Below are 22,804 nucleotides of genomic sequence, written 5' to 3'. Positions count from 1 at the left end.
CAGTGCGCCGCGGCGGATGTCGCGAATCGAACGGAATCACACGCATGGGCTTCATCGACGTCAACGGCGTCTCCTTCTCGCTCCCCGACGGGCGGCCACTGCTGGCCGACCTCGCCTTCCGCGTGGCCGAGGGGCGCACGACGGCACTCATCGGCGCGAACGGCGCGGGCAAGTCGACCCTGCTGCGCATCATCCGCGGCGACCTGCGGCCCGATGAGGGCAGCGTGCAGGTCGACGGCGGGCTCGGGGTGATGGACCAGTTCGTCGGCACGGGCCGAACGGTTCCCGGTGCCGACGAGACGGTCGCGGGCCTGCTGGTCTCGGTGGCGCCGCCACGCGTGCGCGACGCGGCACTCGAGCTCGAGGCATCCGAGAACGCGCTCATCGAACTCGACGACACCGCGACGCAGATGCGCTACGCGACCGCGCTCGCCGAATACGCCGAGGCGGGTGGCTACGAACAGGAGGTCGTCTGGGATCACTGCACGATGGCGGCCCTCGGCATCCCGTTCGAGCGCGCGAAGTGGCGCGAACTCGCGACCCTGTCGGGCGGCGAGCAGAAGCGGCTCGCGCTCGAGGCGCTGCTGCGCGGGCCCGAGCAGGTGCTGCTGCTCGACGAGCCCGACAACTCGCTCGACGTGCCCGGCAAGCGCTGGCTCGAGGCGCAGCTGCGTGCGACGCAGAAGACCGTGCTGCTCGTCTCGCACGATCGCGAGCTGCTCGCGCGAGCGGCCGACCGCATCGTGACGCTCGAGGTCGGTGCCGCCGGCAACACGGCATGGGTGCACGGCGGCAGCTTCGAGGGGTACCACGCGGCTCGTGACGAGCGGTTCGCGCGACTCGACGAGCTGCGCCGCCGGTGGGACGAGCAGCACGTCGCGCTCAAGCAACTCGTTGCGACGCTCAAGGTCAAGGCGACGTACAACGACGGCATGGCGTCGCGGTACCAGGCGGCGCTCACGAGGCTGCGCAAGTTCGAGGAGGCCGGGCCGCCCGAGGAACGCCCGCCCGCGCAGGCGGTCTCGATGCGGCTTCGCGGCGCCCGCACGGGCAAGCGCTCAGTGGTGTGCGAGGGCCTCGAGCTCACCGGGCTCATGAGGCCGTTCGACCTCGAGGTCTGGTACGGCGACCGCGTGGCCGTGCTCGGCTCGAACGGCTCGGGCAAGTCGCACTACCTGCGCCTGCTCGCGGGCGGCGGCACCGAGCCCGACCGCACGCTCGGGCACGTCACGACCGTGGGCGAGACGCTCGCGCGTGTGCCTCACGAGGGGCGGGCGGTGCTCGGAGCGCGTGTCGTGCCGGGGTGGTTCGCGCAGAACCACGAGCATCCCGAGTTCCGGGGGCGCACGCTGCTCGACATCCTGCATCGCGGCGATGCCAACCGCGACGGCATGGCTCGCGAGGCCGCGAGTTCGGCGCTCGACCGGTACGGACTTGCCGGCGCCGCACAGCAGCGGTTCGAGTCGCTGTCCGGCGGCCAGCAGGCGCGCCTGCAGATCCTCATCCTCGAGCTCTCGGGCGCCACCCTGCTGCTGCTCGACGAGCCGACCGACAACCTCGACCTCGTCTCGGCCGAGGCGCTCGAGGACGCGCTCATGCGCTTCGACGGCACCGTGCTCGCGGTCACGCACGACCGGTGGTTCACGCGCAGTTTCGACCGGTTCGTCGTGTTCCGCAGCGACGGCGAGGTCGTCGAGTCGGATGTGCCGGTCTGGGACGAGGGGCGCGTCGCACGGGTTCGATAGGGTTGAACGGTGACCCAGGAGATCGAGATCGGCCGCTCCAAGCGGGGCCGTCGAGTCTATGCATTCGACGACATCGCGATCGTGCCGAGCCGTCGCACCCGCGACCCCGAAGACGTCTCGGTGAGCTGGTCGATCGACGCGTACCAGTTCGACATCCCGTTCCTCGCCGCACCGATGGACTCGGTCGTCTCGCCGCAGACGGCGATCATGATGGGCAAGCTCGGTGGGCTCGGCGTGCTCGACCTCGAAGGTCTCTGGACCCGCTACGAAGACCCCGAGCCGGTGCTGGCAGAGATCCGAAATCTCGCGCCCGAGCGTGCGACCGAACGCATGCAGCAGCTGTACGCCGAGTCGATCAAGCCCGAACTCGTCACCGCACGACTCGCCGAGATCCGCGCGGCGGGCGTCACGGTCGCCGGCGCCCTCTCGCCCCAGCGCACCCAAGAGCTCTACGCGACCGTCGTCGCCGCGGGCGTCGACCTGTTCGTCATCCGCGGCACCACCGTCTCGGCCGAGCACGTGTCGAAGAACCAAGAACCCCTCAACCTCAAGAAGTTCATCTACGAGCTCGACGTCCCAGTCATCGTCGGCGGTGCCGCCACCTACACGGCGGCTCTGCACCTCATGCGCACGGGCGCCGCGGGCGTGCTCGTCGGCTTCGGCGGGGGAGCCGCCTCGACCACGCGGGCGACACTCGGCATCCACGCACCCATGGCGACCGCGGTCGCCGATGTCGCAGGAGCGCGGCGCGACTACCTCGACGAGTCGGGCGGGCGCTACGTGCACGTCATCGCCGACGGCGGAGTCGGGGCATCCGGCGACATCGTGAAGGCCATCGCCTGCGGTGCCGACGCGGTCATGCTCGGTGCGGCGCTCGCACGCGCGACCGACGCCCCGGGCGGCGGCTACCACTGGGGTGCCGAGGCGCACCACTCGAAGCTGCCCCGGGGCAAGCGGGTGCACGTGGGCCAGGTCGCGTCACTCGAAGAGGTGCTCTACGGCCCGGCTCCTGCGGCCGACGGAACGGCGAACCTCGTCGGCGCCCTGCGCCGCTCGATGGCGACCACCGGGTACTCCGACCTGAAGGAGTTCCAGCGGGTCGAGGTCATCGTCGAGCCGTACCTGGGGTCGTAGGCGCGCAGGTTTCGAGACGGCGCTGCGCGCCTCCTCAACCCACGGGTTTCGAGACGGCGCTGCGCGCCTCCTCAACCCACGTGTTTCGAGACGGGCGCTCCGCGCCCTCCTCAACCCGCACAAGCTCGGGTAGCGTGGGAATCGATCACGCGGCGCGGCCGTGAGGGCCGCGGGGATGAGGTGGCACGATGGCGAGACTGAAGTCGGTGACGCGTTCGAGCAGGCTCGGACCCGAGGAACGTGAGGCCGCGATCGCACGGCTGAAAGAGAAAGAGCTCGACATCCTCGTCGTGGGCGGCGGCATCGTCGGCACCGGCGCTGCGCTCGACGCGGTCACCCGCGGGCTCTCCACGGGGCTGCTCGAGGCACGCGACTGGGCGTCGGGCACGTCGAGTCGTTCGTCGAAGCTCGTGCATGGAGGCATCCGCTATCTCGAACAGCTCGATTTCAGGCTGGTACGCGAGGCGCTCATCGAGCGTGGTCTGCTGCTGCAGCGCATCGCGCCGCACCTCGTCAAACCGGTGCGGTTCCTCTACCCGCTGAAGACCCGCCTCATCGAGCGGTTCTATGTCGGCGCCGGCATGCTGCTCTACGACGTCTTCAGCTACACCGGCGGCCGCCCGCCGGGCGTGCCGCACCACCGGCACCTGTCGAAACGACAGGTGCACAAGGCGATCCCGTCACTCGCGAAGGACACGCTCGTCGGAGGTCTCACCTACTACGACGCGCAGGTCGACGACGCTCGCTACGTGGCATCGCTCGCACGCACCGCGTCGTTCTACGGTGCGCACGTCGCCAGCCGGGTGAAGGTCGAGGGGTTCATCAAGGTCGGCGAGCGCGTGGTCGGCGTGAAGGCGCACGACCTGCAGACCGATGAGCGTTTCGAGATCCGGGCGAAGCAGGTCGTGAACGCGACCGGCGTGTGGACCGATGACACCCAGCGCATGGTCGGCGAACGCGGCACGTTCAAGGTGCGCGCATCGAAGGGCATCCACCTCGTGGTGCCGCGCGACCGCATCCAGTCGGCCATGGGCATGATCTTCCGCACCGAGAAGAGCGTGCTCTTCGTCATCCCGTGGGGCCGGCATTGGCTCATCGGCACGACCGACACCGACTGGAACCTCGACAAGGCTCATCCTGCGGCAACGGCCGCCGACATCGACTACCTGCTCGAGCACGTGAACGCCGTGCTGGCGGTGCCGCTCACCCGCGAAGACGTCGAGGGCGTGTTCGCCGGCCTGCGCCCGCTGCTCGCGGGTGAGAGCGACCAGACCTCGAAGCTCTCGCGCGAACACCTCGTGGCGCACACGGTGCCTGGACTCGTCGTAATCGCCGGCGGCAAGTGGACGACCTACCGGGTCATGGCGAAGGACGCGATCGACGCCGCTGTCGACGCGCTCGACGGCAAGGTGCCGCCGTCGACCACGCAGGACATTCCGCTGCTCGGGGCCGAGGGGTACCAGGCGGCCTGGAACAAGCGCGGCAAGATCGCTCGGGCGTTCGACGTGCACAAGGTGCGCATCGAGCACCTGCTGAACCGGTACGGCACCCTCACCGACGAGCTGCTCGACCTGATCCGGGCCGATCCGAAGCTCGGCGAGCCGCTGCCGGGCGCCGACGACTACCTCGGGGCCGAGGTCGTGTACGCGGCGTCCCACGAGGGTGCACTGCATCTCGACGACGTGCTCGCGCGTCGCACCCGCATCTCGATCGAGGCGTGGGATCGCGGTGTCTCCGCCGCTCCGGTTGCGGCGAAGCTCATGGGCAGGGTGCTCGAGTGGGACAAGGCGCGCGAGACCCTCGAGGTCGAGCGGTACCTGCAGCGCGTTGCCGCTGAGCGCGCCTCGCAGGAGCAGCCCGACGACGAGTCGGCCGACCGCGTGCGCCTCGAGGCACCCGACATCGTGAAGGTCGACTGAGGGCGCGGAGGCGGCGACCGTCGGCGCGGTACGGCCCGCCTAGACTGGAGACATGGTCGAGGTTCGCCGGGTCACCCTTCCCGGGATCGGCGTGATGCATTCGTTCGCGACGGTCGACGGGGTCGAACTCGCGGTCGTCGCGCACCGCACGGGGTCGAGCGATCTCGTCGCCCGATACGGGCACGACGACGACCGCCACGCCGTGAACCTGCGCCTCGACGAAGACGAGGCTCGCACCCTCGCCGAACTGCTCGGCGGCACCCGGGTGGTCGAATCGATCGCCGAGCTCGACGACCTGCCGGGGCTGCCCATCGACTGGTTCGCCATCGAGGGGCATGACGCGATCGTCGGCCGACCCATCGGCGTTGCGCCCACCGTCGACGGGGTCGCCCTCGTGGCGCTCGTCCGCGGCGATCACGCGTACCCGTCGCCGAACGCCGAGTTCGTCGTGCGCGCGGGCGACACGCTGGTCGCGGCCGGTCCTGCGCACGGCATCGAGGCGCTGTTCCGAGCGGTTCGCGACGGCGACGGCCTCACCGCGAGCCCTCCCAGACACCCCGACGAGAGTCCCGACGCCTGATGCTGCAGATGATGTTGCGCCCCCGGTGGGTGCTCGCGCTGCTGCTCGCCCTCGGCATCGCGGCCGCGTTCGCCGCGCTCGGCCAATGGCAGGTCGAACGTGCGGTCGTGCAGGCGACGGTCGAAGAGCGACCCACCGAAGAGATCCGGCCGTTCTCGGGCCTCGCCGTGCCCGACGAACCGACTGAGCAGTCCGCGACCGGCCAGATGGTCGAGGTGTCGGGCACGTTCGTGCCCGGCGACACCGTGATCGTCGAGGGCCGGTTGAATGACGGCGTCGCCGGCTTCTGGCCGGTTGCGCACCTCGAGGTCACCGATGGCCAGGCCGGCGGCCTGCCCGTCGCCCTCGGTTGGGCGGCCGACGAGCAGGCCGCGCGCGACGCGGTCGACCGGTTCGACGCGGGCGGCGGCCTCACCGAGGTCGTCACCGTGACCGGGCGCTTCCTGCCGAGCGAGGCGCCGGTCGTGCCCGACGAAGACGGCGACCCGTTCGCCATGACCACGGTCGCGGTCGCCCAGCTCATCAACCTCTGGGCCGACTACGACGACCGCCCGGTCTACTTCGGCTATGTGACCGCAGCAGAACCGGTCGAGGGTCTCGACGCGATCTCGTCCCCGGCTCCCGAGCAGTCCGTCGAGCTGAACTGGCTCAACATCTTCTATGCCGTCGAGTGGGTCGTGTTCGCCGGTTTCGCCGTATACCTCTGGTATCGGCTCGTGCGCGACGCCGTCGAGCGTGAGCGCGAGGAGGCGGCCGAGGCCGAGGCCGAGGCCGAGGCCGACTCCGGGCGTGCCGAAGCGGTCGGGCCCAAGTCGGAGTCCTGAGCGATTCCGCCTCGGGCGAACCGCGGCCGGCACGACCGTCTGCGGGCGGATGATTGGCGTGTGAGCACCGAAGCCCCGAGCAACGAGGATCCGCTCGACGCCTACTCCGCGGTCGTCACCCGTGTGGCGAGCACCCTGCTGCCGAGCGTCGCGAGTCTCGCTGTGCGCTCGTCGCGCGGTGAGGGCGCCGGGAGCGCGAGCGTCATCTCCGACGACGGGGTGCTGTTGACGAGCGCCCACGTCGTCGCGGGTTCGCGGTCGGCCGAGGCGACGTTCGGCGACGGAACCGCCGTGGCTGTCGACGTGGTCGGACGCGACGTGCTCTCCGACCTCGCCGTGCTGCGGGCGCGGGGGCCGGTGCCGCGACCTGTACCCCTGGGCGACGCTGCGGGACTGCGCGTGGGGCAGCTCGTGGTGGCGCTCGGCAACCCGATGGGTCTCGCGGGCAGCGTGACCGCCGGCATCGTGTCGAACCTCGGCCGTTCGCTGCCCACGGCGGCGGGGCGGGTCATCGACGAGGTGATCCAGACCGATGCCGCGCTGAACCCCGGCAACTCGGGTGGCGTGCTCGCCGACGGCGCGGGCCGCATGGTCGGCGTGAACACCGCCGTCGCGGGCATCGGGCTCGGACTCGCCGTGCCGATCAACCGGGCGACCCGCGACATCATCGACACGCTCACGCGAACCGGTCGCGTGCGGCGGGCCTGGCTCGGCATCATCGGCACGAGGGTGCAGCTCGCGCCCGAGCTCGCAGCTCGGATCGGCTCTCCGACGGGGCTGCAGGTGGCGGGCGTCGCTCCCGACAGCCCCGCAGCCCTCGCGGACGTCCACCGCGGCGACATCGTGGTCTCGCTCGACGGGAACGACGTGGTCACCTCGACCTCGATCCAGCGGCTGATGGTCGAGGACGCGATCGACCGCCAGGTCGAGATGACGGTCTGGCGCAACGGTGCGCTCGTCGACGTGTTCGTCGTGCCTCGGGAGCTCGTCGACGCATCCTGACGTGTCGAGCGGATGCCTCGTGGATCGCGAGGTTCAGGCGTCGATGCCGAACGCCTCGGCGAATTCGGGTGAGGGCGGGATCTCGGTGATGACATCGACGAGCGCGCCGCCCGGGTCGCGGACGATCACGTGGCGCTGCCCGAACGGCTCGCTGCGAAGCGCCTGCACGACCGGCACGCCGGCCGCCTCGAGCCGGGCCGCGACGGCGTCGACGTCGTCGAGCTCGAGGTTCACGAGCATGCCTCTCGCTGCCTCGCCGTATCCGGCGGGCATCGACGGGTGGGCCGTGTCGAGCAGGGCGAGCTCGTCGCCCGAGTCGGGATGCCGCAGGCTCACGTACCAGTCGGCCTCGAACGTCGGCTCGAAACCGAAGTGCGCTCGGTAGAACGACGCGCTCGCTGCGACGTCGGGGGTGCAGAGAACGGGGTAACAGCTGCGGAGCATCGGTCGGTCCCTTCGTCGGTACGTCATCCGGAAGATACGTACAGTCTGTATGTATACCTAGACTGACTGACGTACAGTGTGTATGTCAAGTGTTCGAGGGGGATCGGATGGCCACGAAGGTCGAACAGCGCGAGCGCACTCGTGCCGAGATCGTACGGATCGCGACGCGGCGGTTCGCCGAGTCGGGCTACGCCGGTGTCGCGCTCGAGGATCTCGTCGCCGAGGCCCGGCTCACGCGGGGAGCGCTGTACCACCACTTCGGGAGCAAGCAGGGGCTGTTCCAGGCCGTCGTCGAGCAGGCGCAGGCCGGCGTCGCCGAGGCCGTCGAGCACGCGGCATCCGGCCATCTCGACGTGATCGACGACTTCCTCGCCGGCTGCCGCGCATTCCTCGAGGCGAGCCTCGCGCCCGAGGTCCGGCGCATCCTGCTCGTCGACGGGCCCGCGGTGCTCGGCTGGGACGGCTGGCGCGACGGCGACCTCGACACCAGCGTGCGGCACCTCGATGCCGGGGTGCGCGAACTCGTCGACGCCGGCGTCATCGAGGATCGGGAACTCGACACGGTCACCGCGCTGCTCTCGGGCGCGCTCAACGAGGTCGCGCTCGTGAACGCGCGCGCCCGCGATCCCGAGCGGGGCATCGATGCGGCCGTCGACACGGTGCGCCGCATGCTGCGCGGTCTCGCGCCCGCACGCGGCACGTAGACTGTTCGCATGCCCCTCGAGCCCAAACTCGCCGATCTGCCGCGCATCCGCGGGGCGCTTCGCCTCTACCAGGTCGCCTCGGTCATCACCGGTGTCATGCTGCTTGCGCTCTGCGCAGAGATGATCATGAAGTACGCCTTCGGGCTCGAGCTCGAGCTCGCCGGCCCGCAGGGGTTCCTCGCGTTCGTGCCGGTCGACACGGTGACCGCGGTCAATCTCTCGACGGGCATCCTCATCGCCCACGGCTGGTTCTACGTGCTGTACCTGTTCAGCGACTTCCGCCTCTGGAGCCTCATGCGCTGGCGGTTCCCGCGCTTCATCCTCATCGCCCTCGGCGGCATCATCCCCTTCCTGTCGTTCTTCCTCGAGGCACGCATCGGACGCGAGGTGCGCGCGTATCTGGCTTCGCGTGAAACCGGGGCGGCAGCGGATGACGCGGGCCGGGCCGTCTCGTCCAGCAATGCCGAATCCGTGGAGGCACCGCAGTGACCGAACCGCAGCAGCCGTCGACCGAACAGCGGCCAGTGCTCGTCGTCGACTTCGGCGCGCAGTACGCCCAGCTCATCGCACGGCGCGTGCGCGAGGCATCCGTGTACTCCGAGATCGTGCCGCACACGATCACGGCAGCCGAGGTCGCGGCCAAGAACCCGGTGGGCATCGTGCTCTCGGGCGGTCCGTCGTCGGTCTACGAAGCCGGCGCGCCCGCGCTCGACGAGGGCATCCTGCGGCTCGGGGTGCCGACGCTCGGCATCTGCTACGGGTTCCAGGTCATGGCGCAGCAGCTCGGCGGTGAGGTCGCGCACACCGGCCACCGCGAATACGGCTCGACCGCCGTCACGGCCCGCACCGACGATGACAACGCGCTGCTCGCGGGCCAGCCCGAGGCGCAGATCGTGTGGATGAGCCACGGCGACTCCGTCTCGAAGGCGCCCGAGGGCTTCGAGGTGCTCGCCTCGACCGCCACGACACCCGTCGCCGCGTTCGCGAACGACGAGCAGGGCTTCTACGGTGTGCAGTGGCACCCCGAGGTGAAGCACTCGGCCTTCGGCCAGCAGGTCATCGAGAACTTCCTGCATCGCGCCGCCGGCATCCCCGCCGACTGGAACTCGGGCAACGTCATCGGCGAGCAGGTCGCCCGCATCCGTTCGCAGGTGGGCTCGGCGCGCGTGATCTCAGCGCTCTCAGGCGGAGTCGACTCGGCCGTCTCCACCGCGCTCGTGCAGCAGGCCGTCGGCGACCAGCTGACCGCCGTCTTCGTCGACCATGGGCTGTTGCGCAAGGGTGAACGCGAGCAGGTGCAGCAGGACTACGTGGCCGCCACCGGTGTGCGTCTCGTCACGGTCGACGCGGCCGACGTCTTCCTCGACGCGCTCGCCGGAGTCAGCGATCCCGAGGAGAAGCGCAAGATCATCGGGCGCGAGTTCATCCGTGCGTTCGAGCAGGCTGAACGCGATCTCATCGCCGAGGCCGCCGCTTCGGCCGACGGCGAGCCGATCAAGTTCCTCGTGCAGGGAACGCTCTACCCCGACGTGGTCGAGTCGGGCGGCGGCACCGGCACCGCGAACATCAAGTCGCACCACAACGTGGGCGGCCTGCCCGAAGACCTGCAGTTCGAGCTCGTCGAGCCGCTGCGCACGCTCTTCAAAGACGAGGTGCGAGCGATCGGCCGCGAGCTCGGCCTGCCCGAGGCGATCGTCGGCCGCCAGCCGTTTCCGGGGCCAGGCCTCGGAATCCGCATCGTGGGTGAGGTTACCCGTGAGCGTCTCGATCTGCTCCGTCAGGCCGACGCGATCGCGCGAGAAGAACTGACCCGTGCCGGTCTCGACAGCGAGATCTGGCAGTGCCCGGTCGTGCTGCTCGCCGACGTGCGCTCGGTGGGCGTGCAGGGCGACGGCCGCACCTACGGCCACCCCATCGTGCTGCGCCCGGTCTCGTCAGAGGATGCGATGACGGCGGACTGGACGCGGCTGCCCTACGACGTGCTGGCGCGCATCAGCAATCGCATCACCAACGAGGTGCCCGAGGTCAACCGGGTCGTGCTCGACGTCACGTCGAAGCCGCCGGGGACGATTGAGTGGGAGTGATCACTCCCTGACGTGCGCGAAGGGCGCCGGCCGTTTGGCCGGCGCCCTTCGGCGTCGTGGCGGGTTCAGCCGAGCGCGTCGAGCTGCGACCGGACCGACGCGCTCACCGCACCGGTGCCACCGAGGATGACGATCTCGGCCGGGCGGAGCCGCCTGAGTTCATCGAGTACGACCTTCGGCACCGACCCTCGTTCGGTCAGCAGCACCGGTCCCTTCCTCATACCGGCGACCGGTGCTCCGGCGAGCGCGTCGGGGAAGTCGGTGCCGCTCGCGATGTACGCGACCGGGACACCGGGGACGAACGTCGATTTCGAGATCGCGGCCGACGTGGCATAGCGGTCGGTTCCGGCGAGCCGTGTCACGGTGCCCGCCGTGAGGCTCTCCAGCTGTGACGCGACTCTCGAATCGACGACCCCGGTGCCGCCGAGAATCACGATCTTCGCGGGCTGTAGCCGCCGCAACTCAGCAGTCACGACCGACGGGAGGGCGCCGCGCCCGGAGAGGAGGATCGGGCCCTTCTCGAGCCCGGCGACCGGTGCCCCGGCGAGTGCGTCGGGGAAGCTCGCCCCGCTCGCAACGTAGACGACCGGCACGCCGGGTTGGTACGTCGATTTCGAGATCTCGACGGCGGTCGAGTATCGGTCGTCACCTCCGCTGCGATACGTCGGAGCGAGGTCCATCAGTTCGAGCTTGACGCCGAGCTCATAGCTGATGACGCCTTGGCCGCCGAGCAGGACGATCCGGTCCGGTCGAAGTCGTTTGAGCTCCTCGAGCGCGACCGGCGTGATCGATTCGCTATCCGTGAGGAGGATCGGGCCCTTGGACTTCGCAGCGGCGGGTGCGCCCGCGAGTGCGTCGGCGAAGCCGGCTCCGCTCGCGAGATAGGCGACCGGGACACCGGGCGAGTACGACGACCTCGAGATCGCCGCCGCGGTCGTGTAGCGGTCGGATCCGGCGAGGCGCGACACCTTGCCCCAAGACGACGGCAACGTGACGGCAGCCGTCAGGTTCGAGGTCTTCGCCACCGCAGCGTACCCGAGTCCCCATGCGCTGACGCGAACCGAGATCCGGCGGCCGAGCAGCGCGTTCGAGAGGATGAGGTCGCGCCCGATCTCATCGGGGATCACAGCGCCGTCGGCGAGCCACTCGTAGCCGAACTCCGCATCGGGAACCGTCGATGAGGCACTCGCACGCAACGTGGAGCCGACGGTCGGCGACCCGGTGATCACCGGGATGGTCACGTTGCCGGGCCCGGGTACGATCGGTCCGTAGCTTCCCGACCACCCGGATGCGGACGCATAGCCGGGCTGAGCACCGACCACGGTGACCGAGACGGTCCGATCGATGTGCGCCGGGGTCGGCGTGAACGACGCCCCGGTCGATACCGGCCCCGCGTGGCCATCGACCCACCACTTGTAGGTGAAGTCAGTGCCGGGAGTCCAGCCGGTGAGGTCAGCGGTGAGCGTGCCGTAGACGTGGGGCTCGCCCAAGATCTGGGGATTCGGAGCCGCGAGGACGCCGACCTCTACGGCCGAGGATCCCGACAGGGTCGACGTCGTCGAGAGACGATCCGGCGCCGCGCCCGTCACGCTCACCGACACCTTCTTTCCGAGCTGCGCTGCGGTCAGGATGAGCGACGATTCCGTGGCTCCAGCGATGGGTGATCCGTCGGCGCGCCACTGGTACGAGAACACCGCTCCAGGGGTGATCGTCGTGGCGGATGCGCTGAGCCGCTCACCGACGCGATGGATCCCACGGAGCCTCGTGTTGGTGAATCGGACAGGGCCGCCCTCGGCGAGTACGACATCGAGGTCCGTGACCTGCCCGTCGGTGAGCTCGATGGCTTCCGCCGAGGCCTCGGTCGCTTCGTCCTGCCAGCACTCCTCGTAGTCGGAATCGCCCCAACCCATCAGTTCGAAACAGAGCGTGTATCGTCCCGGCGCCAGACCATTGAAGACGAACCTGCTCTCGTGGTTCGTGGAACCTGTCTGCGTGAGACCGAGTGATCCGGTCGCCGAGACCCGGAAGAGGGAGAGATAGCCGATATAGCCGGGAAACGGGATGCCGTCCTGGTCGATGATCTGCCCGGCGAGTGTCGCCGAGCGGCGGAGGCGAACATCCATCCCCGTCAGATGCTGTGCTTCGGCCAGCTCGAACGATTCAGCGGTCGCAGAGCTCGGTTCGTCGTCCCAATACTCGCGAAGGAAGCCGGACGAGGCGGATGCCCGGAACTCGAGCGTGTACTGACCGGCTTCGAGGTTCTTGAACTGGAAGGCACCCGAGGCGTCGGTGTAGCCGCTCATGTAGGAGCGGTCGGGGAGCCCATGGAGCACAACCTCCATGTGGGGGAGACCCCGACCCTCGGGGTCGGCGACGGTACCCGATACGGATCCGAGCGGAGCGGATTCCGCTGCGACAGCCGATGTCGTGCCGGGGATCGCCATCGATACGGCGATGAACATGACGAGGGCGGCGAGGAGGCCACGACGGAGCGTGACCGCGAGAGGTCGTTCGGGCAAGATTCGTCTCCGTTCGAGATGTGAGTCGGGGCGATCGGGTCGGGTGCTCAGCCGAGGCCGTCGAGTTGACGCTCGACTGCGCTGCTGACGGCGCCCGTTCCGCCGAGCACGACGACGTGCTGAGGGCGCAGACGCTTCAATTCGGCGATCACGGAATCCGGCAGTCGATCGCGTGAAGTGAGGAGGATTGGCCCGCTGCGGAGCCCGGCCGACGGCGCAGCAGCGAGTGCATCCGGGTAGGAGCTGCCGTTCGCGATGTAGGCGACCGCGATGCCGGGGAGCAACTCATCGGATACCGCGACCGCCGTCGTGAATCGGTCGGCGCCGGACTCCCGGTAGACACGGTCGAAGTGCGTGCGCAGTTTCGTCTCGACGGCCCAACTGACCGCGCCGTCCCCGCCCAGAATCACGACCCGCTCGGGTCGCAGGCGCTTCATCTCGTCCAGGACGGCCTTCGGGAGGAAATCCCTGCCCGAAAGGAGGATCGGTCCACCCGCGACCCCGGCTGCGGGAGCGCCGGCCAACGCGTCGGGGAAACCGGTACCGCTCGCGAGGTAGACGGTCGGCACGCCGGGGACGTATTGCGACTTCGAGATCGCGACCGAGGTCAGGTAGCGGTCGCTGCCGGCGAGTCGTTTCACCTCGCCGGACGTCAGGGCGGCGAGCTCTCGTGCGACTTCGGCGCCCACCGTGCCTGTGCCGCCGAGCACGACGATCCGCGCGGGGCGAAGACGGACCAGCTCTGCTCGAACGGTCGATGGAAGCCGCGAAGGCTCCGTCAGGAGCACCGGGCCTCCGCTCATGGTCGCGACGGGCCCTGCGGCGAGCGCATCGGGAAAGTTCCTTCCGCTTGCGACGTATGCGACCGGCACGCCCGCCGAGAACTGCGCCTTCGAGATGGCGACCGCCGTCGAATAGCGGTCAGCGCCCGAGATGCGGCTGACCGAACCCCATGGGGCATTGAGATTCTCCAGCGTGAGCTGGGCATTTCTCCCGGTGACCCTGCGTTCGCCGACGACCTGGATCCCGTCCGCCGACCAGAAGGTCTCCTTGTCGCTCCACGATTCCGCCCGATAGGGGCTCTCTTCACGTGGTTGGAACGAGACGGACCAGTTCGCCGTGGCCAGTCCCCGGGCCGTGTACCGGCCCTCGGCATCGGTGATCGCCCCGGCCCAGGCCGCCTGCAGGGTATAGCCCCTCGGATCGTGGTACGCGCCGGTTCCCAAATGAACGCTGACGTTGCTCAGCGGGATCCCGTCGTACGAGGTGACGACGCCAGAGATCGACCCGCCCTTCTGCAGGGCGACGTTCCTCCCGCCGACGACCTGCCCGAAGGTGACCTCGATCGGCACGGCTTCGTTCAGGAACGGGGTATCGCCCCAGTACTCATGGACGTAGTCCCCTCCGTTGCTGTAGCTCAGTTGATAACTGCCCGGGGGGAGGCCGATGAGACGGTAGTCGCCGTTCGGGGAAGTCGAGACGTTGAATCCCAGTCCCGCGGTGCTCGCGGAAACCGAGGCGCCGCTCGCCGGGCTCCGTCCTCGAGGGTCACCCTGCCCGAGATGGTGGCGCCTTTCGAGAGCTGGGCGTTCCTGCCCGTCACCGTCTGGCCGGACGCGACGGCGAAGTAGGCCCGGTCGCTCTCCTGGTGGGCGTTGTTCCAGTACTCGCCGAGGAAGCCTTCGTACGCGGGATCGTGGGGGTTCGGCCAGAAATGGAGTGTGTAGGCCCCCGCGGGCAACCCCTCGAGGCGGTACGTACCATCCTCACGGGTCGCCGTCTGGCTGGCGGGGGCTTCGGCACCCTTCAGGGTCGCCGCAACGACGCCGTTCGCCAGCGGACGCCCATCATCGAGGGTCACACGGCCCGAGATCGATGCCGTCCCGGTAGCCGTTGCGCCGAGCGTGTCCGCGGCTTCTGCGGGTGAGGGAACGGAGTCCGAGGGCGGCTCGGGCTCAGGGCTCGGCGCCGGGGTCGGCGTGGCGGTCTGCGGCAGGGCTGAGTTCGGCACGGGCTCGCCGCGTGGAGACGGATCCGACTCGAGCTGTACATCGGCCGGCTCGATGCCCACGGTCGCCGAAGCAGAACCCGGCACGGAGGTGGCGAACACAATCGAGCCGACGATGAACGCCGCTGAGAGCATCCGGAGCAGACGCGGCATGGATCGGACGGGTAGGCGGGACGACGGGTCGTACGGGGGCAAGCGGGTCTCCGGGCGGGTTCGGGTCGGCGTAGGGGGCTACCGACGTGCGCAACGCCGCGGGATGCCTCGAGAATCTCATCACAGTCGGGGCGGATTTGGAAAGACTGCCTCTGAATGCTCGGTCGCCGAGGAGCCCATCCGGGTCGGCTCGTGACGACTGCAGGAACAATCGGACGACACGCCGCGTCGGTCGCGGGGTCGGGCCGGCGTGTTTCGGAGAAGTTCCTGCAGTAGCCGCGTGGCGGAGGGACATCCGCGCCCGGAAACGACGAACGGCCGCCCGAGGGCGGCCGTTCGGGTCTCGATACGGCGCTGCGCGCCTACTCGACCAGCGTCGAGGTCAGTCGCTCGACTGCATGATCGCGAGCATGCGCAGGATCTCGAGGTAGAGCCAGATGACCGTGATCATGATGCCGAACACGCCCATCCACTCGTACTTCTTCGGGGCGCGGTTGCGCACGCCCTGCTGGATGAAGTCGAAGTCGAGCACGAGCGAGTACGCCGCCATGATGACGACGAAGATGCCGATGATGACGCCCCACGGGATGCCGAAGATGAAGCTCGGTTCGCTGCGAAGGCCGAAGGCGCTGTCGGTGCCGCCGAAGATCATGAGCCCGAAGTTCACGAGCGAGAACACCAGGTAGCCGACCATGGCGATCAGGAAGATCTTCGTGGCCTTCTTCGACGCACGGATCTTGCCCGAGGCGAAGAGCGCGAGTGTGACGCCGACCACGACGAGCGTCGCGATGACGGCCTGCACGACGATGCCGGGGAACATGGCTTCGTAGAACGCCGAGATGCCGCCGACGAAGACGCCCTGCACGCCCGCGTAGGCGAGGACGAGCGCGGGTGACGGCTGCTTCTTGAATGTGTTCACGAGGGCGAGGACGAAGCCCACGATGCCGGCGCCGATCCACAGGAACGGCAGCGCCGGCGCGGTGACCCAGCCGATGGCCGCGCCCACGAGCAGCAGCCCGAAGGCCGCGACCGACTTCTGGATGGTCGTGTCGATGGCCATCGTCTCGCCGGCGGGCGGCGTGGCGGGCTGGTTGTACATCTCCTGCAGCTGCTGTGCCGAGATGTCTTGCGCTCCGGCCACGGCTCCCTGCTGCGAGAAGGCGGAATTCCGCGCGAATGCGGGATTGTCGAGAGCCATGGGTTCCTCTGCTTTCGGCTGTCGTCGGTGCGGGGGATCGGCGTACGGATGCGGCATCCGTGCCGTAGAGAACAATCTACCCGCGATAGGTGGGACAACGCCGCGAGTTTGCGTGGGATTCCCATGCTCGTTGCCCGCCGCTGGCTACGCTGGGCGAATGCCGCCCGCCACCGCCGCGTCCCCGCTCGTCATCGGCCACCGCGGGGCATCCGGCTACCGGCCCGAGCACACCCGCTCGGCCTACGAACTCGCGTTCGCCCTCGGCGCCGATGCGGTCGAGCCCGACATCGTCGCGACGCGCGACGGTGTGCTCGTCCTGCGTCACGAGAACGAGATCTCGGGCACCACGGATGTCGCAGCGAGGCCCGAATTCGCCGGCCGTCGCACGACGCGCGAGGTCGACGGCGTCGCCCTCACCGGGTGGTTCACCGAGGACTTCACCTGGGCCGAGCTCTCGACCCTGCGCGCTCGTGAGCGGCTCGGCGGTCTGAGGCAGGCGAGCGCGAGCTTCGACGGGCGCTACCCGATCATCCGGTTACGAGAGCTGTTCGCCCTCATCGACACGGCCGCCGACGAGCAGCGCCGAGTCATCCGCATGGTCGCCGAGTTCAAGCACGCCGCGCATTTCGCGGCGCTGGGACTGCCGCTCGACGAGCTGTTCGCGGCCGAACTCGACGCCGGCGGGTGGGGCGCGGGCGACGAGCGGCTCATCATGGAGGCGTTCGAACCGACCCTGCTCGACCGGCTCGGGGCACGGGGCATCCGGGGCAAGCGGATCTTCCTCATCGAAGGGCGAGGTGCGCCCTGGGACCTCGTGCTCGAACAGGGTCGGCAGGCGCCGAAGTACGACTCGTTCGTCACCGCAGTGGGGCTCGCGAGCCTCACCGGCCGGTTCGACGGTGTGAGCGTCGGCAAGGCGCGGCTCGTCGCCGCGTCGAATCGAGCGGTGACGGATGCCGCTGCCGGGGCCCTCGACGAGACCGGGCCCCTCGCCGGGGCACGGCTCGTCGACGCCGCGCACGCGGCCGGCCTCGAGGTGTACACGTGGACGCTGCGCCCCGAGAACCGCTTCCTCGAGCCGAGGTTCCGCCGCGGCAGCGTGCGCGCGGCCTACGGCGACTGGGCGGCCGAGTTCGCCGAGGTGCTGGCGACCGGCGTCGACGGCATCTTCGTCGACCACCCCGACCTCGGCATCGACGCCGTCACGCGGTGACGCGCTCCAAGACGACCTCGGCCTCGCGGGCGGTGAGCCAGTCGCGCAGTCGGCTGCGCCACACGGTGAACGCGAGCCCGATGAACCCGGCCATCAGCAGGACTCCCGACATGATCGTCGCCCACATACCGAGGGATCCGGCCACGAACTCGACGACGACCCAGCCGATGAGCACGATGCCGACCCAGACGGCGCCGAGCCGGCTTCGGAACACGGCGACGGCGAGCAGGATCGTGCCGAGTACCGTTCCGGCGAGACCCACGAGTGAGACGGGCGTCGCGACGCCCGTGATCGTCGCGTCGATCGCGGCGGCGGCGCCGTCGATCGACGACGGCCCGACCGAGGCGGCACCGATCTCGACCAGCGAGAATCCGGCGACGGCGGCGTGCGCGAACGCGCCGAGTATCGAGATCGCCACGGCGATCGGCGCGATCACCGGAGTGCGGTCGCGCAGAAGGTGTGCAACGCCGATGAGCCCGATCACGAGGGCGGCCTGGGCGGCGAGGAACGCGTATGCCGAGATCGTGGGGCCGGCACCTGACGCGGCGATGATCTCGAGGTCGGCTACGGTGTCGTCGGAGGATGCCGGCGCGGTGAACACGAACACCACGGCGAGGGCGGCGTAGAGCACGAGGCTGACCGCCGTCGTGAGTCGGTGGAAACGTGCTTGGCGGTGCTGGTGCATGGCGGGCTCCTTCGAGGCGGTGCCCCCACGGCCGATCCGCGGGAGTCGCCACGAACGTACGATCGGCACGCGGTCGGCCGCGTCGGTCGACGGTCGCGCAGGCGTCGACCCGAGGCGATACGCGTCATCCCGCAGTGGATGCGAGACTCGACTGCAGCATGACGCGCCCCACACTCCGCGCGGCTAGCCTGATCGCATGGAGCGCAGGCGGGTGATCCACGCGGTGCAGGATGCGCTACTCGCGCTCGCCGTCGCGGCGCTCGGTGTCGCTGAGATCTGGGTGCCGTTCGAATCGGTGAACGGACAGGGCTCACCGGTCGTCAGCACGGTGGGGGTCGTCATCGCGGCCGGCCTGCTCACGCAGCGCCGCGCGCGCCCGGTGCTGTCGGTCGGCGTCTTCGCCGTGTGGCTCGTGATCGGGGTCACCACGCTCGGCGAGATGCAGGTGCTCTTCTTCGGGCAGATGGTGCCGTTCATGCTCGCGCTCTATTCGCTCGCCCGGCACGGCTCACGCAGACTCGCCTGGACTGGTGCAGCATCCGCAGCCGTGACACTGCTCTTCGGCGACCTCTTCATCCCCGCGCTGCAGGCACCGCCCGAGATCATCTTCCACTGGACCGTCTGTGCTCTCGCATTCGCCATCGGGTGGGGCCTGCGGGCATCGGAGCATCGTGCGGTTGCCGCCGCGCTGCGGGCGAGTCAGGTCGAGGCGGCGAGTCGCGAGCTCACCGCCGCCGCGATCACCGACGAGCGGGCGCGCATCGCCCGTGAATTGCACGATGTGCTGGCGCACTCGGTCAGCGTCATGGTGGTGCAGGCGGGGGCCGCGGCCCAGGCGGTCGACGACGATCCGGCGTTCGTGCGTCGGGCACTCGAGTCGATCCGGGCGACCGGCGCCGAATCGCTCGACGAGGTGCGTCGGGTGGTGAACATGCTCCGCGACAGTGGGGAGGAGGCCGGCCTCGTTCCACAACCCGGGGTCGGCGGACTCGACGACCTGGTCGCGGCTGCGCGCGCGACCGGCCTGCAGGTGACATCCGAGGTGACAGGCGACGCCGATCGGCTGCCGGCGGGCCTCTCGCTCGCGGTGTTCCGCATCGTGCAGGAGTCGCTCACGAACGTGCGCAAGCACGCGCGTGCCGACGCGGTGCAGGTCTCGGTCAACTGCGAGCCCCACCAGGTCGAGGTCCGCGTCGTCGACGATGGCGCGGCGCAGGCTTCGTCGCCCGGGTCCCCCGGTCACGGGCTCATCGGCATGCGCGAGCGCGCCGCACTCTACGGGGGAACGCTCGAGGCTGCGCGGGTCGCCGACGGATTCGCCGTGCGCGCCGTACTACCGAGGATCGCCTCGTGACCGCCGTCGAACGGCCGGTCGCGCTGCGCGTGCTCGTCGTCGACGACCAGGAGCTCGTGCGCGCCGGCTTCCGCCTCATCCTCGAGCGGGCCGGCTTCGAGGTCGTCGGCGAGGCCGCCGATGGACTCGAGGCGATCGAGCAGGTGGCCCAGCTCGCTCCTGACGTGGTGCTGATGGACGTGCGGATGCCCCACCTCGACGGCATCGAGGCGACCCGGCGAATCCTCGCGATCGCGGGCGGCGGCCCTCGCATCATCGCGCTCACCACGTTCGACCTCGACGAATACGTCTACGGGGTCATCCGCGCCGGTGCTTCGGGCTACCTCCTGAAGGACGTCTCGCCCGATGGGCTGGTGCGGGCGGTGCGCGCGGTCGCGGTGGGCGAGACGATGCTCGCACCCGCGGTGCTGGGCAGGATGCTGCGCCAATATGTCAGCCGACCACCCGAGAACGCGGTGCTGCCCGCCGAGCTCGCCGCGCTCAGTGAACGCGAGGCCGAGGTCGCCCGCCTCGTGGCGCGAGGCCTGACGAACGCCGACATCGCCGGGCGGCTGTTCCTCAGCGAGGCGACGGTGAAGACCTACGTCTCGCGGTTGCTGACGAAGTTCGGCCTGCGCGACCGGGTGCAGATCGCGGTGCTTGCCTACGAGAGCGGGCTCGTGCGTGTGGGCGAGGCCGACCAGTAAGTCGGGGGCGGGTTTCGAGACGCTCCTTCGTCGCTCCTCAACCCGCTTCAGGTGTCGGATGCCGCGCCTAGACTTGATGGGACATGACGCTGATCCTCGACCCCGACGACCCGGCCGGCTGGCGCGAGGCGCCGACGGCATCCGGTGGTGCCCCGAATTCCACCGGCTCGCGCCTCACCGACGGGCTCAATCCGCAGCAGCGCGAGGCGGTCGAATACCGCGGGCCGGCACTGCTGATCGTCGCGGGTGCGGGCTCGGGCAAGACCCGTGTGCTCACGCACCGCATCGCGAGCCTCATCGAGAGCCGCGAGGCCTGGCCGAGCCAGATCCTCGCCATCACCTTCACCAACAAGGCCGCCGCCGAAATGCGCGAGCGTGTCGAAGCGCTGCTCGGTGAAGGGGCATCCGGAATGTGGATCTCGACGTTCCACTCCGCATGTGTGCGCATCCTGCGGCGCGAGGCCGAGGCCATCGGGCTGCGCTCGACGTTCACCATCTACGACTCCGCCGACCAGCGCACGATTCTCAAGCGCATCATCAAAGAGCTCGACGCCGACACCATGGGGTTCACGCCGGCGAGCGCGCAGGCCAAGATCTCGAAGCTCAAGAACGAGCTCGCCGATGTCGAGACGTACGCGCGCAACGCGAACATGAACGACCCGCAAGAGGCCATGTTCCTCGAGATCTTCCGGCAGTACACGCGGCGGCTGCGCGACGCGAGCGCCCTCGACTTCGACGACCTCATCGCCGAGACCGTGTACCTGTTCCGTGCGTTCCCGAAGGTCGCGGCGCTCTACCAGCGGCGGTTCCGGCACATCCTGGTCGACGAGTACCAAGACACCAACCACGCGCAGTACTCGCTCATCCGCGAGTTCACCCGGCCCGTGTCGCGTGAGATCGTCGATGAGCTCGACGCGCACGGCATCCTCGTGCGGGGCATCGCCGACGACGCCGGGGCGATCCCGGGTGCGAGTCTCACGGTGGTCGGCGACTCCGACCAGTCGATCTACGCGTTCCGTGGGGCCGACATTCGCAACATCTCCGAGTTCGAGCGCGATTTCACGGGCGCCAAGGTCGTGCTGCTCGAGCAGAACTACCGGTCGACGCAGAACATCCTGTCGGCGGCCAACGCGGTCATCTCGAACAACTTCGATCGCAAAGACAAGAAGCTGTGGACGGCCGACGGCGACGGCGACCCCATCATCGGGTACACCGGGTACACCGCGCACGACGAGGCGCAGTTCGTGGCCGACGAGATCGAGTCGCTGCACCGGTCGGGTGTCGCCTACCGCGACATCGCCGTGTTCTACCGCACCAACGCGCAGACGCGTGCGCTCGAAGAGATCTTCGTGCGTTCGGCCCTGCCCTACCGGGTGGTCGGCGGCACGAAGTTCTACGAGCGCGCCGAGATCAAAGACGCGATGGCCTACCTCATCGCCGTCGCGAACCCGCTCGACGAGCTCGCGCTGCGACGCATCCTGAACACCCCCAAGCGAGGCATCGGCCCCGCGACCGAGACGGCGCTCGCGAGCTTCGCCGAGCAGAACGAGCTGTCCTTCCGTGCGGCGATGCGTGACGCCTCCGGCCTCGGCCTCGGGCCCAAGGTCACCGGCGCGATCTCTGCGCTCGCCGCGGTGCTCGACGAAGCGGCGGCGATGCTCGTTCCGTCGGCCGAGGGCATGGCGGCGGGCACGAATCAGGGAGCGTCGAAGGTCTCCGACGTGCTCGTGTTCCTCGTCGAGCGCTCGGGCCTGCTCGAGACGCTGCGCAACAGCCGCGACCCGCAAGACGAGACCCGCGCCGAGAACGTCGAAGAGCTCGTCGCGCAGACCCGCGACTTCGACCGCGAGAACCCCGGGGCGACGCTCGTCGACTTCCTCACCCAGGTGTCGCTCGTCGCGGCCGCCGACGAGATCGACGACGCGTCGGGCACCGTCTCGCTCATGACCCTGCACACCGCCAAGGGGCTCGAGTACCACGCCGTGTTCCTCACCGGCCTCGAAGAGGGATTGCTGCCGCACCAGATGTCGGCGTCCGAGCCCGGCGGCCCTGCTGAAGAGCGGCGCCTCTTCTACGTCGGCATCACCCGGGCGCGCAAGCGGCTGCACCTCTCACTTGCGATGAGTCGGGCCCAGTTCGGTGAGGTCGCCGTTGCCATGCCGTCGCGGTACCTGCAGGAGATCCCCGAGGGGCTCATCGACTGGCGGCAGTCGCCCGGCATGGCGACGAGCCGGGGCGGCACCCAGCCGCGCGCGCTCAATGCGCGCCGACCGGGCGGTGCATGGGGCACCCGCGACCGCGACCTCGAGCGGTTCAGCGTCACCCGCTCCGACAAGCCCAAGACCGAGTGGGCCAACCGCGTCACGGGCAACGTGCGCGACAACGGGGACCTCACCCTCGAGGCCGGCGACCGCATCCGCCACTCCGACTTCGGCGATGGCAGGGTCACCCAGGTCACGGGCGAGGGCACCAAGCGCATCGCGCACGTCACATTCGACACCGCCGGGCAGAAGAAGCTCCTCATCAAGATCGCGCCCATCGAGAAGCTGTGA

General features: G+C 69.5%; 19 protein-coding genes. 13 read left to right on the top strand and 6 right to left on the bottom strand.

Features of this window, described 5'->3' with window-relative positions; translation table 11 throughout:
• Positions 1–44 precede the first annotated feature (44 nt).
• From LSF15_RS07910 to LSF15_RS07885, 6 genes are all read left to right on the top strand, one after another.
• On the top strand, positions 45–1,745 hold the full coding sequence (locus tag LSF15_RS07910) for an ABC-F family ATP-binding cassette domain-containing protein (protein WP_232497998.1): 1,701 nt from the start codon (positions 45–47) through the stop codon (positions 1,743–1,745).
• A gap of 9 nt (positions 1,746–1,754) precedes the next feature.
• On the top strand, positions 1,755–2,879 hold the full coding sequence (locus LSF15_RS07905) for a GuaB3 family IMP dehydrogenase-related protein (RefSeq protein WP_232497997.1): 1,125 nt from the start codon (positions 1,755–1,757) through the stop codon (positions 2,877–2,879).
• 188 nt (positions 2,880–3,067) lie between these two features.
• Positions 3,068–4,798, top strand: coding sequence for a glycerol-3-phosphate dehydrogenase/oxidase (locus tag LSF15_RS07900; RefSeq protein ID WP_232497996.1), 1,731 nt, complete (start codon positions 3,068–3,070; stop codon positions 4,796–4,798).
• A 52-nt stretch (positions 4,799–4,850) separates the two neighbouring features.
• The gene (locus LSF15_RS07895) at positions 4,851–5,378 is read left to right on the top strand and encodes a cation:proton antiporter regulatory subunit (RefSeq protein WP_232497995.1); all 528 of its coding nucleotides are present in this window, start codon (positions 4,851–4,853) and stop codon (positions 5,376–5,378) included.
• A gap of 11 nt (positions 5,379–5,389) precedes the next feature.
• Positions 5,390–6,202, top strand: coding sequence for an SURF1 family protein (locus LSF15_RS07890; protein WP_232497994.1), 813 nt, complete (start codon positions 5,390–5,392; stop codon positions 6,200–6,202).
• Between the two features lie 60 nt (positions 6,203–6,262).
• Positions 6,263–7,204, top strand: coding sequence for a S1C family serine protease (locus LSF15_RS07885; RefSeq protein ID WP_232497993.1), 942 nt, complete (start codon positions 6,263–6,265; stop codon positions 7,202–7,204).
• 33 nt (positions 7,205–7,237) lie between these two features.
• Here the strand turns inward: LSF15_RS07885 and LSF15_RS07880 are convergent, their stop codons facing one another.
• The gene (locus LSF15_RS07880) at positions 7,238–7,648 is read right to left on the bottom strand and encodes a VOC family protein (RefSeq protein WP_232497992.1); all 411 of its coding nucleotides are present in this window, start codon (positions 7,646–7,648) and stop codon (positions 7,238–7,240) included.
• Positions 7,649–7,755: 107 nt separating this feature from the next.
• On the opposite strand from LSF15_RS07880, the gene LSF15_RS07875 reads away from it, so the two are divergent.
• Genes LSF15_RS07875 through guaA form a run of 3 tightly spaced genes read left to right on the top strand, consistent with a single transcriptional unit; the run spans position 7,756 to position 10,436 of the window.
• On the top strand, positions 7,756–8,352 hold the full coding sequence (locus LSF15_RS07875) for a TetR/AcrR family transcriptional regulator (RefSeq protein WP_232497991.1): 597 nt from the start codon (positions 7,756–7,758) through the stop codon (positions 8,350–8,352).
• A 9-nt stretch (positions 8,353–8,361) separates the two neighbouring features.
• Positions 8,362–8,841 carry a DUF3817 domain-containing protein gene (locus LSF15_RS07870; protein WP_232497990.1) on the top strand — a complete coding sequence of 160 codons (480 nt, stop codon included), beginning with the start codon at positions 8,362–8,364 and terminating at the stop codon, positions 8,839–8,841.
• Complete coding sequence (guaA, locus tag LSF15_RS07865; protein WP_232497989.1) at positions 8,838–10,436, top strand: glutamine-hydrolyzing GMP synthase; 1,599 nt, start codon at positions 8,838–8,840, stop codon at positions 10,434–10,436. Before LSF15_RS07870 ends, guaA begins: the two co-directional genes overlap by 4 nt.
• 65 nt (positions 10,437–10,501) lie before the next feature.
• Here the strand turns inward: guaA and LSF15_RS07860 are convergent, their stop codons facing one another.
• From LSF15_RS07860 to LSF15_RS07845, 4 genes are all read right to left on the bottom strand, one after another.
• Positions 10,502–12,955 (bottom strand): cell wall-binding repeat-containing protein, encoded by a 2,454-nt coding sequence (locus tag LSF15_RS07860; protein ID WP_232497988.1) that lies wholly within the window; start codon positions 12,953–12,955, stop codon positions 10,502–10,504.
• Between the two features lie 47 nt (positions 12,956–13,002).
• The gene (locus LSF15_RS07855; protein WP_232497987.1) at positions 13,003–14,307 is read right to left on the bottom strand and encodes a cell wall-binding repeat-containing protein; all 1,305 of its coding nucleotides are present in this window, start codon (positions 14,305–14,307) and stop codon (positions 13,003–13,005) included.
• Positions 14,308–14,372: 65 nt separating this feature from the next.
• Complete coding sequence (locus LSF15_RS07850; RefSeq protein WP_232497986.1) at positions 14,373–15,116, bottom strand: carboxypeptidase-like regulatory domain-containing protein; 744 nt, start codon at positions 15,114–15,116, stop codon at positions 14,373–14,375.
• Positions 15,117–15,498: 382 nt separating this feature from the next.
• Positions 15,499–16,314 carry a Bax inhibitor-1/YccA family protein gene (locus LSF15_RS07845; RefSeq protein WP_232497985.1) on the bottom strand — a complete coding sequence of 272 codons (816 nt, stop codon included), beginning with the start codon at positions 16,312–16,314 and terminating at the stop codon, positions 15,499–15,501.
• Positions 16,315–16,471: 157 nt separating this feature from the next.
• On the opposite strand from LSF15_RS07845, the gene LSF15_RS07840 reads away from it, so the two are divergent.
• The gene (locus LSF15_RS07840) at positions 16,472–17,527 is read left to right on the top strand and encodes a glycerophosphodiester phosphodiesterase family protein (RefSeq protein ID WP_232497984.1); all 1,056 of its coding nucleotides are present in this window, start codon (positions 16,472–16,474) and stop codon (positions 17,525–17,527) included.
• Here the strand turns inward: LSF15_RS07840 and LSF15_RS07835 are convergent.
• Positions 17,517–18,212 carry a hypothetical protein gene (locus LSF15_RS07835; RefSeq protein WP_232497983.1) on the bottom strand — a complete coding sequence of 232 codons (696 nt, stop codon included), beginning with the start codon at positions 18,210–18,212 and terminating at the stop codon, positions 17,517–17,519. The genes LSF15_RS07840 and LSF15_RS07835 overlap by 11 nt on opposite strands.
• 196 nt (positions 18,213–18,408) lie before the next feature.
• On the opposite strand from LSF15_RS07835, the gene LSF15_RS07830 reads away from it, so the two are divergent.
• The 3 genes from LSF15_RS07830 (at position 18,409) to LSF15_RS07820 (ending at position 22,804) form a co-directional block, all read left to right on the top strand.
• Entirely contained in the window at positions 18,409–19,566 is a 1,158-nt protein-coding gene (locus LSF15_RS07830; RefSeq protein WP_232497982.1) for a sensor histidine kinase, read from the top strand.
• A complete protein-coding gene (locus tag LSF15_RS07825; RefSeq protein WP_232497981.1) occupies positions 19,563–20,252 on the top strand; it encodes a response regulator in 690 nt (229 codons plus the stop codon). Before LSF15_RS07830 ends, LSF15_RS07825 begins: the two co-directional genes overlap by 4 nt.
• 83 nt (positions 20,253–20,335) lie before the next feature.
• Positions 20,336–22,804, top strand: a complete 2,469-nt coding sequence (locus LSF15_RS07820; RefSeq protein WP_232497980.1) for an ATP-dependent helicase — start codon at positions 20,336–20,338, stop codon at positions 22,802–22,804.

Source organism: Agromyces humatus (assembly GCF_021228295.1).
In the GTDB taxonomy this organism is placed as follows: Bacteria; Actinomycetota; Actinomycetes; order Actinomycetales; family Microbacteriaceae; genus Agromyces; species Agromyces humatus.
This window is presented reverse-complemented; position numbering and strand designations above follow the sequence as displayed.